Genomic DNA, 1,979 nt, shown 5'->3' with positions numbered 1-1,979 from the left:
AAGAACGCCAATGGAAACTCTGATAGATGGCAAAGAGATCTGGAAGGAAAAATTTGTAGCCTGAATTTGACCTGACAGACACCCTCTGAAAAATCGGTGACTGTCAGATCAGGTCTGAACTACTACAATTAATGGGCTGGGATAATGGATTGTGTTCATTGTCTTTGTTATTTCTTATTTTGATGACAGCGATAGGCTTTACCGATAGCGGTTGTGTTAGTCGTCCCCATTGAATCCCAGGCATTCGTGTTTTTCATATCCTGAATATATACGATGTTAGCCCCCATGGTGTGAGCCTTGTTTCTCAATTCATTTCTTGCTCCAACCACCAGGTTCGCATTGGATGTAAAGTCTCCAGTAAACCAGTTCCCCTGGGATCCGACAATCTCCCCAAGAAATTCACAGGCCTGCTTATTGGGTTGGTTATTTACAATTTCAACCATTTCTGCCCCGGGGGTTACTGATTGAGCTGAGCAGCCAAGTAACAATGAAGTGATTGACAGTGAGATTATGAACTTTGTTTTTGACACGTTAACTCCTTATTAGGGGACTGCTTTTTACAAAAAAAGGATTATCGGTCTATATGATATGCTTCCCTGAGTCAGTCACCCAATAGCATTTATTACGTATGTTGAGTGTGCTTCTAAAGTCGAACGGCTGCCTTTCAGCAAGATTCTGAAGTACTCAGGAAAAAGGGGGATGGGTGATTCATGAAGTCATTTGATTGAATGAGGGAGTAGTCTTCAGGTGGGACCTTTGGGCAGCTCGTGCAGTACGAACTCTATCCTTGAGGTTGTCGCTCCTCCTTAAAAAACACTGGGTGGTTATAAGCACCCAGTATCTGCTGGAAATGGTTTCCCACCGGCTAATCCTTTTTCAGCATGCGTTTGATATCAGCGACGTCCTGTTTGACTCCGGCCACGTCCTTTTTGACTTCAGCGACATCCTGTTTGACCCCGGCCACGTCCTGTTTGACTTCAGCGACATCCTGTTTGACCCCGGCCACGTCCTGTTTGACTTCAGCGACATCCTGTTTGAGCCCGGCCACGTCCTGCTTGACTTCAGCGACATCCTTTTCAACTTTGTCAAAGCGTTGGTCTACCTTCCCAAAACGTTGGTCAACGGCATCAAAACGCCGGTTCATTTCTCCCTCAAATGAAGTGAATCGGTTGTCCATATACTGTTCCATGGCCACAAAGCGGCGATCCATCTCCTGCCGGAGCACCTGATGGTCCTGCCGCATGGCCTTCTGGTCCTGGAGTATCTGGCACATTGTGCCCTCAAGCCCTTTAACCACCGTATTGAGATTATTGGCCATTTCCAGATTGCGATTGGCTGCCTCAATGCTTTTGTCCACGGCAACCTGCACCTTCGCCATGGTCAACCCAAGATCAATCATCTGTTTCTGTAGTTGTGTCACTTCTGTCTCCAACCGGGTTATTCGTACTTTATCTTGCGGATCGGTTGCCATGGCAAACCTCAGATCAGTGAACGGCTATGAAAAGATAGACCCGTTTCAACAGGGCAACAACAAAGAAGCCCTTATGGGAACCGGCGTACTGACCCTGTTTAAAAAAAAGCCTCGTTTGTAATATCTGTGGGGCATTTCTGGTTCTGGCTGTCTTCAAAGAGTATGATATAAGGCAGTTTTCAGACAGTGATAGGTGCTGAACTCGTAGAGTTTTCACATAGGCATTTTGCCATGGTAATTAGACTCTTAACGATTTTGTTGGAAGCCCCCTTTTTGGTCTTTAAGCTGTGAACAAGTTTTGCGGTATCCAGGCTTACCAGGGGCAGATCAATGCCCTAAAGGGCATAAGGGAAGACTTTACTGGCATCGTGACTTGTCATATGTTACCACCAATTTGAAATGTCCCTTTTTCATCAGTTTGAGATGTCCGGTTTTCATCAATAATCGTTTGACCGGTTATCACCGGTTAAGTTCTCTGTTGGGTCAGTTGTCTCCTTTGGCGGGTTTG

General features: G+C 45.8%; 3 protein-coding genes. 1 reads left to right on the top strand and 2 read right to left on the bottom strand.

Annotated features, from left to right (window positions below; all coding sequences use genetic code 11):
• Positions 1–167 precede the first annotated feature (167 nt).
• Entirely contained in the window at positions 168–530 is a 363-nt protein-coding gene (locus ACNRUY_RS26345) for a DUF4156 domain-containing protein (RefSeq protein WP_488114638.1), read from the bottom strand.
• A 335-nt stretch (positions 531–865) separates the two neighbouring features.
• Positions 866–1,471: a hypothetical protein gene (locus tag ACNRUY_RS26340; protein WP_488114637.1), complete on the bottom strand. Its 606-nt coding sequence runs from the start codon at positions 1,469–1,471 to the stop codon at positions 866–868.
• Between ACNRUY_RS26340 and ACNRUY_RS26335 the strand changes: the two genes are divergently transcribed.
• Complete coding sequence (locus ACNRUY_RS26335; RefSeq protein ID WP_488114636.1) at positions 1,470–1,592, top strand: hypothetical protein; 123 nt, start codon at positions 1,470–1,472, stop codon at positions 1,590–1,592. The genes ACNRUY_RS26340 and ACNRUY_RS26335 overlap by 2 nt on opposite strands.
• Positions 1,593–1,979: the final 387 nt, after the last annotated feature.

The organism is Endozoicomonas sp. Z74, assembly GCF_057680865.1.
Note: the sequence above shows the minus strand (reverse complement) of the source record. Positions and strands in the feature narration are given on the sequence as shown.

What these genes read in the sequence shown, in the direction of transcription:
- ACNRUY_RS26335 (WP_488114636.1), top strand. Translation starts at nt 1,470, where the DNA reads ATGGCAAACCTCAGATCAGTGAACGGCTATGAAAAGATAGACCCGTTT.
- ACNRUY_RS26340 (WP_488114637.1), bottom strand. Translation starts at nt 1,471, where the DNA reads ATGGCAACCGATCCGCAAGATAAAGTACGAATAACCCGGTTGGAGACA.